At 59.1% G+C, this 7,242-nt stretch carries 4 protein-coding genes; all 4 read left to right on the top strand.

Going from position 1 to position 7,242, the window contains the following annotated elements:
• Positions 1–24 precede the first annotated feature (24 nt).
• Entirely contained in the window at positions 25–1,116 is a 1,092-nt protein-coding gene (gene urtC, locus ACFFSY_RS06855; protein WP_377491870.1) for an urea ABC transporter permease subunit UrtC, read from the top strand.
• Positions 1,079–1,861, top strand: coding sequence for an urea ABC transporter ATP-binding protein UrtD (gene urtD / locus ACFFSY_RS06860; RefSeq protein WP_377491873.1), 783 nt, complete (start codon positions 1,079–1,081; stop codon positions 1,859–1,861). Before urtC ends, urtD begins: the two co-directional genes overlap by 38 nt.
• The gene (urtE, locus tag ACFFSY_RS06865; RefSeq protein WP_377491876.1) at positions 1,839–2,534 is read left to right on the top strand and encodes an urea ABC transporter ATP-binding subunit UrtE; all 696 of its coding nucleotides are present in this window, start codon (positions 1,839–1,841) and stop codon (positions 2,532–2,534) included. The genes urtD and urtE overlap by 23 nt, the downstream gene beginning before the upstream one ends.
• Positions 2,535–3,161: 627 nt before the next feature.
• A partial coding sequence (locus tag ACFFSY_RS06870; protein WP_377491878.1) for an AMP-binding protein occupies positions 3,162–7,242 on the top strand: 4,081 nt, incomplete at its 3' end.

Below are 7,242 nucleotides of genomic sequence, written 5' to 3' on the forward strand. Positions count from 1 at the left end.
GCTAACTAAAGGGGGGGCATTGGGATGCTGCACAAACGATTCAGGGGTAATCAGCGTCTGTGGCTGCTGGCGGCATATGCGGCGGTAGCCGTCTTGTTATTTTGCGCGCCGCTGTATTTGAGCGATTTTCGGCTTAATCTGCTTGCCAAATTTCTTGCGTATGCGATCGTCGCATTGGGACTTGATTTGATCTGGGGCTATACGGGCATTCTCAGCTTGGGTCATGGCGTGTTCTTCGGTCTCGGCGGTTATGCGATGGCGATGCACTTGAAGCTCGAGTCGAGTGGAGAGCGTCTGCCGGATTTCATGGAGTGGAGCGGCTTGACGGCGCTGCCCTGGTTCTGGAAGCCGTTCGCAAGCTTTCCGTTCGCGGTGGCGGCGGGTATTCTGTTACCCTCGCTCTTGGCGCTCGCGCTCGGTTATTTTACATTCCGCAACCGGATCAAAGGCGTCTATTTTACGATATTGACTCAGGCGCTCGTCATTATTGCCACGACGCTGTTCATCGGCCAACAGGCGTATACGGGCGGGACGAATGGGCTGACCGGGTATACGAAGCTGTTCGGCTACCCGATCGCGTCGGAGACGATGAAGACGGTACTCTATCTGGTGACCGTCGCCGTCCTGATTGTCGCGTTCGTGCTGTGCCGGTGGCTTGTCGGCAGCCGGTTCGGCAAAGTGCTGCGGGCCATTAATGACGGCGAGAACCGGGTGAGGTTCATCGGCTTTGATCCGGCGGTATACCAGATGGTCGTCTTCGGCGTATCGGCGGGACTTGCTGGACTTGCGGGTATGCTGTTCGTGCTTCATGTGGGCATCATCTCTCCGTCGATGATGGGAATCGTCACTTCGATCGAAATGGTGCTGTGGGTGGCGATCGGCGGGCGGGGGACGCTGGTCGGCGCTGTCCTCGGCGCGGTATTGCTCAATTCCGCGAAGAGCGCGTTCAGCGAGTCTTATCCGGATGCGTGGCTGTTTCTAATGGGGGCGTTGTTCGTCGTCGTCGTCGTGTTCCTGCCGAAGGGAGCGGCTGGATTGTTCGGGCAGTTAAAACGACTTAGAAGGAGGCAGGTCAGCGATGAAGGAACAGATTCCGTCCGTTATCCTGCAGTGTGAAGCGCTCACGGTCGAATTCGACGGGTTCAAGGCGGTGCAAGGGATGAGCCTTGCGCTGCATCGGGGAGAGCTGAGATTCCTAATCGGGCCCAACGGCGCGGGCAAGACGACGATGCTGGATATGATCTGCGGCAAGACGAAGCCGACCGCAGGCAGAATCGTATTCGGCGGCACCGATATTACGCGGAAGAAGGAACACCATATCGCCGAACTCGGTATCGGGCGCAAATTCCAGACGCCGTCGATCTTCCGGACGATGACCGCGCGCGAACATATGGAGCTTGCCATGAAGCAGCGCAGAGGCGTCTTCGCCGCGATGCGGGCGAAGCTGACGAGCGAGGAGCGGGAGCGGATCGAGGCGCAGCTGGCCATGATCGGGCTCGAGCGCAAGGGCGAGTGGGTGGCGGGGGGCCTATCGCACGGAGAGAAGCAGTGGCTGGAGATCGGCATGATGCTCATGCAGGAGCCGCAGGTGCTGCTGCTGGATGAGCCGGTCGCGGGGATGACCGACGCCGAGACCGAGAAGACGGGCGAGCTGCTGCGTGAGATTACCCGGACGCAATCCGTCATCGTCGTTGAGCACGACATGGAATTCGTGCGCAATTTCGCCAGCAAAGTAACGGTCATGCATGAGGGCATGCTGCTGAAGGAAGGCACGATGGATGAAGTGCAGCGGGATGAACGCGTCGCCGAAGTATACTTGGGGAAGAGGAGGGGGAGCGATGCTGGACGTACAAGCGCTTGAGTCCGGCTACGGGGAGAGCGTCATTTTGCGAAATGTTACATTGTCGGTTCGCCCCGGCCAATGCGTCTGCCTGCTCGGGCGCAATGGGGTTGGCAAGACGACCCTCATGAAGAGCATTATGGGGGTGCTCAAAGCCAATCGCGGCGCTGTTGCCTACCAAGGCGTCGATTTGACGCGGCGGCCGCCGGGCGAGCGGGCCAAGCGCGGCATCGGCTATGTGCCGCAAGGGCGCGAGATTTTCCCGCAGCTGACGGTGTACGAGAACGTCCTGCTCGGACTGGAATCCGGACGCGGCAAGCGAGGCGTCGTGCCGGACGCGGCCGTCGCCAAATTCCCGGTGCTGGAGACGATGTACGGCAGGCGCGGCGGAGATCTCAGCGGCGGTCAGCAGCAGCAGCTCGCCTTCGCGCGCGCGCTCGCATCGGAGCCGGACCTGCTGCTGCTCGACGAGCCGTGCGAAGGCATTCAGCCTTCCATCGTCGAGGAGATCCGGGATGTAATCCGCGCGATCAAAGCGGAAGGCGCGACGGCCATTTTGCTCGCGGAGCAAAGTTTGGAATTCGTGAAGAGCGTCGGCGACTATTTTTATATTCTGGAGAAAGGGCAGGTCGCTTGGGAGGGCGGATTGGACGCGTTGAACGACGAGGTTATCCGTCAGTATTTGACCGTATGAGAGTCTTCAGGCTTCGTCCTGAAAGTGGGAATACTAGCTGAAATCCAATAAGAACAGGGGAAACTCCTGCGGAATCGCAGGGGTTTTTGGCATGCGACAGCTGCTTGAATATCGTTCGCGCAATAGATGTGAGTCTTCGTACAAGCATGTCGCTCTCCCGTAGCGGTACCGAAGGTCGCTGTTTGTCTTACTGTTCGCTGTTCGAATGAAAACATCTGTGTTGAGCGCGATCTGGAAGAATGCAATCGTTTGCGCTTTGAAGTCCAATAAAATCGTTGCAATTTCGTCTTCATTACAAAAAAACTAAAAAATATTGCCAATTCGACAAAAAAAGGCGATACCCATTCGCTTGAAATAGTGATAAAGTTCCGATAGATGGATAACATTGGTGAAAACGCGGGAGGGGAAGAGGGAATTTTGTAGGTGTGCGCAAACGTTTGCTCAGCTCGAAGGGAGTGGAATTTTGAAAGCGTTAACAATAAGAGAGGAGCTTAATTGTGCGATGAAGCTTGCGCCTTCTGTGGCGGAGCCGCTAATAGGTACACAGGGCGAGGAAAAGAATTTCTGCGTGCATCCGGTAAGGCCGGGACGGTCCTGCGGCATGACACATACGGGGGAGAATCGGGCATGACCATTCGTAATCTAACGCAGCTGTTGACGACCGAGCAGGCGGAAGGCCGCGGCATCACCTTCCTTCAAGGCGGGGGAGAGACCTATCGACTCGAGTATCGGGACCTGTATCGGCGAGCATCCATCGTTCTTGGTCACTTGCAATCGACCGGGCTCAAGCGTGGCGACGAGCTTGTCATTCAAATTGAGCATAACCGGTTATTCGTGCTCTGTTTCTGGGCTTGCGTGCTTGGCGGCATCATTCCCGTGCCGCTCCATTCGGGGGCAGGCGGTGAGAACAAGAAGAAGCTCGTCGGCGTCTGGAAGAAATTGAACAACCCGTCGCTCATTACCGACGCCGCGGACGGGCTGCGCCGCACGCTTGCCGGTGACGCCGGATCGGACGAGGAGCGGGGCTTGCTTGCGGGAATAGCCGCCAACCTGCTGGATGCCGAGTTGGCGGACCGCCCCGGCGACCCCGGCGAACGCTTCGAGTCGACCCCGGAGGACATCGCCTTCATTCAGTTCTCATCCGGCTCCACGGGAGAGCCGAAAGGCGTTGTATTGACGCACGGCAATTTGCTTGCGAACATGCGGGCCATCATCGACTGTTCCGGAGCGAGCGGCGGCGATTCCTCGCTGAGCTGGATGCCGATGACTCACGACATGGGGCTGATCGGCTTCCACTTGACGCCTATCATGGCCGGAATGAATCACTATTTAATGCCGACGGCCTTATTCGTCCAACAGCCGACCTTATGGATGCAGGTCGCGCATGAGCGGAGAATTACGACGCTGGCCTCGCCGAATTTCGGCTATAGGCATTTCCTTGCCCATTACAAGAAGGATCGGGCTTCGGAATGGGATCTATCTTGCGTACGGTTGATCTTCAACGGAGCCGAGCCGATCTCCGCCGGTCTATGCCGTCAATTCCTTGATGAGCTGTCCGATTACGGCTTGCGGCCAACGGCCATGTTCCCCGTCTATGGCATGGCGGAAGCGAGTTTAGCCGTTACTTTCCCCGTCGCGGGCGCACCGCTGGCTGTCGTTGAGATCGAGCGCGGCTCAAGGATCGGCGAAGCTGTCGTCATGCAAGACGAAGGGGCTGTATCGGCGGAGGGGGGAGCTTCGGGCTTGACGTTCTTGGAGCTGGGTCGTCCCGTCACAGACTGCGAAGTCCGCATTTGCGGCGAAGACGACCAGCTTTATCCCGAAGACGTGATCGGCGAAATTCAGATCCGCGGCAGCAGCGTAACCCGGGGTTACTATAACGACGCGGTATCGACGCGCCAGGCATTCGCCGCGGAAGGCTGGCTGCGTACCGGGGATCTGGGCTTTATGCGCGATGGGAGGCTCGTCGTGACGGGGCGTAAGAAAGACGTGCTGTTCGCGAATGGTCGAAACATCTATCCCCATGATCTGGAGGAGATGCTGCAGGATGCCGCAAATTCGCCTGTTCGGCGAGTCGCGGCGTGCGGCGTCTTCAATGCGGGCACGCAGTCGGATGATCTGATCGTCTTCGTCGTATTCCGCGGTGCGACGCAGACTTTCCTGCCTGTTGCCGATTGGGTGAGCGAGCAAATTCGAAGACATGCCGGAATCGACCCGCTGCACGTGCTGCCAATCCGGCAGCTGCCTCGGACGACGAGCGGGAAGCTTCAGCGGTATTTGCTGGCTCGGCGCTTCGGGGACGGCGCTTACGCGAAGGAGCTTCGAGAGCTTGAGGGAGCGTTGGCGAGTATCGTTCAAGAGCGCAGGGCCGTCTCGTGGGCGGATAACGAACTGGATCGCGACATCCAGCGGATCGGCACACAGGTGCTGCGCGTGGAGAGCGTAAGCATGGACGATTCCTTCTTCGCGCTAGGCGGAAATTCGCTGAAGGCTGCCATGTTCATCTCGGCCGTCCACGAACAGCTAGGCGTCCGGCTGTCGATGCGTGAGCTGTACGCCGCTTCGACGTTCCGAGCGATTGCGGACCTCGTTCGGCAGGCGGGACCAGCGATGCCAGCCATCGTTATTCCGTCTGTGTCTAGGCAGGGGCATTACCCGCTGACGTCAGCTCAGCTGCCGATCTATATGCAGGAGCAGTTAGAGAACATCGGCACGAGCTACAACATTCCCGCTGCCTTTGCGATCGAGGGTCCTTTCCGGACCGAGGACGCGGAACGGGCGTTCCGACAATTGATTGACCGCCACGACGCGCTGCGCATTTCGTTTCATGCTGTTGAGGGCGAAACCGTTCAACGTCTAAGCGATGTTCCTATTTCGTTCCATATCGAGATTATTGCCGCGGATGAAACTGAACTGTCCGGCTTGATTCGCGGCTTCGTGCGTCCTTTTGACTTGACTGCGTCGCCGCTGTTTCGCGTTGCTGTAATTGCAGTGGCTGAAGATCGACATCTGCTGCTGATCGACGTCCATCATGTCGCATGCGACGGCATCTCGATGCAGGTGCTTATAGAGGAGTTCGCCCGGCTATACGCAGGGGAGCCGCTTGCTCCGCTTGGGGCTTCCTATTTGGATTATGCCGCATGGGAGCGGGAAGCGGCGATGAGCGGCAGCTTCGACCGGGACCGAGATTATTGGCAGCAGCGTATGAGCAGTTTACCGTCGTGGCGGATGCCCGCGGATTTCACGCGTCCGGCAAAACGTGATTTCGTGGGCGCTGCCGTAACGTTTGCTTTGCCCGAAGAACCGGTGGTCCGGATTCAACGTCTGGCTGAAGCCCAAGGCGTGTCTGTATATGCCGCTTACTTGGCGGTATACATCTTGCTGCTGCACCGCTATGGAGCAGGCGAGGACATTGTCATCGGTGCGCTGTTTTCCGGGCGGGATCATTCGGAAGTACGGCGGACGGTGGGGATGTTTAACCGATTCCTGCCGATCCGCGCTTCGCTTGCGGAAGGGGAAGCTTTCGAGAAGCTGCTGCTGCAGGTGAACGAGACGCTGATGGATGCGTTCGAGCATCCGCATTATCCGTTCGGAGATGTCTCTTCGCTCAGCTTGCCGGGGGACCGGCCGAACAGCGCGCTTTACGATACAATGCTCATTTTGCATAACCAGTCTGAAGGAACGAGCAGCTTCGCGACAAGCGGAGCCAGATTTAGCCGATTGGACATTCGAACGGAGACATCCAAGCTGGACTTCAAGCTGGATTTGTTCCCGGCGGCCGGCGGAGGCATGGAGGCGGTACTGGAATACAGCACCTGTTTGTTCAAGCCGGAGACGATGCAGCGGCTGGCGGAGCGGTTCGTCCTGCTGCTGGAAGCGGTCGTCGCGGAGCCCGGCGTTCGAATCGGCTCGATAGACTTGCTCGCCGAAGACGAGCGCATGAAGCTGACGAACACGTTCAATGCGACCTCGGCGCCCTACCGGTCGAACGTGATGCTTCATGAGCTGGTGGAAGAGCAAGCCGCCCGGATGCCTGAGCGCAGAGCGTTGACGTTCGGCGACGCCGCCGCGCTAACCTACGGAGATCTGAATGGGCATGCGAACCGGCTGGCGAGGCAGCTCCGGCGCAAGGGTGTCGGCAAGGAGACGATCGTGGCCGTGGCGATGGAGCGTTCAGCGGAGATGATGATTGGACTGCTGGCGGTATTGAAAGCGGGCGGCGCGTATATGCCGCTGCCGCCAGAGCTGCCGCCGCAGCGGATGGCTTACATGTTGGCGGACAGCGGAGCGCGGCTCGTGCTGACGCAAGGCGGGCTCGCGGGCAAGATGACGGAAGCGCTGGCGGGGACGGGAGCGGAGCTGCTTGTCGTGCAGGCTGGCTGCGGGATTCATGGCGAGTCTGATGCCGACTCGCTAGCAAGCGCGGGAGGGAAGCAGTCCGTCGGCGAGGCCGGCGACGGGATTCGTACTAAGACTGCCGCCAATGCGGAGGCGGACGAAGCAGGGAACCTGACCCGCGAAGGAACGCCTCGAAGCGCGGCGTACGTCATCTACACGTCCGGCTCGACGGGCGTGCCCAAAGGCGTGCTGGTGGAGCACCGGTCGGTGGTCAACCGGCTGAGCTGGATGCAGAATGCCTACCCGCTGGGCGAGCGCGACGTGATTTTGCAGAAGACGCCTTACAGCTTCGACGTCTCCGTATGGGAGC

Source organism: Paenibacillus aurantiacus, from assembly GCF_042431225.1.
Taxonomy (GTDB): Bacteria; Bacillota; Bacilli; order Paenibacillales; family Paenibacillaceae; genus Paenibacillus_Z; species Paenibacillus_Z aurantiacus.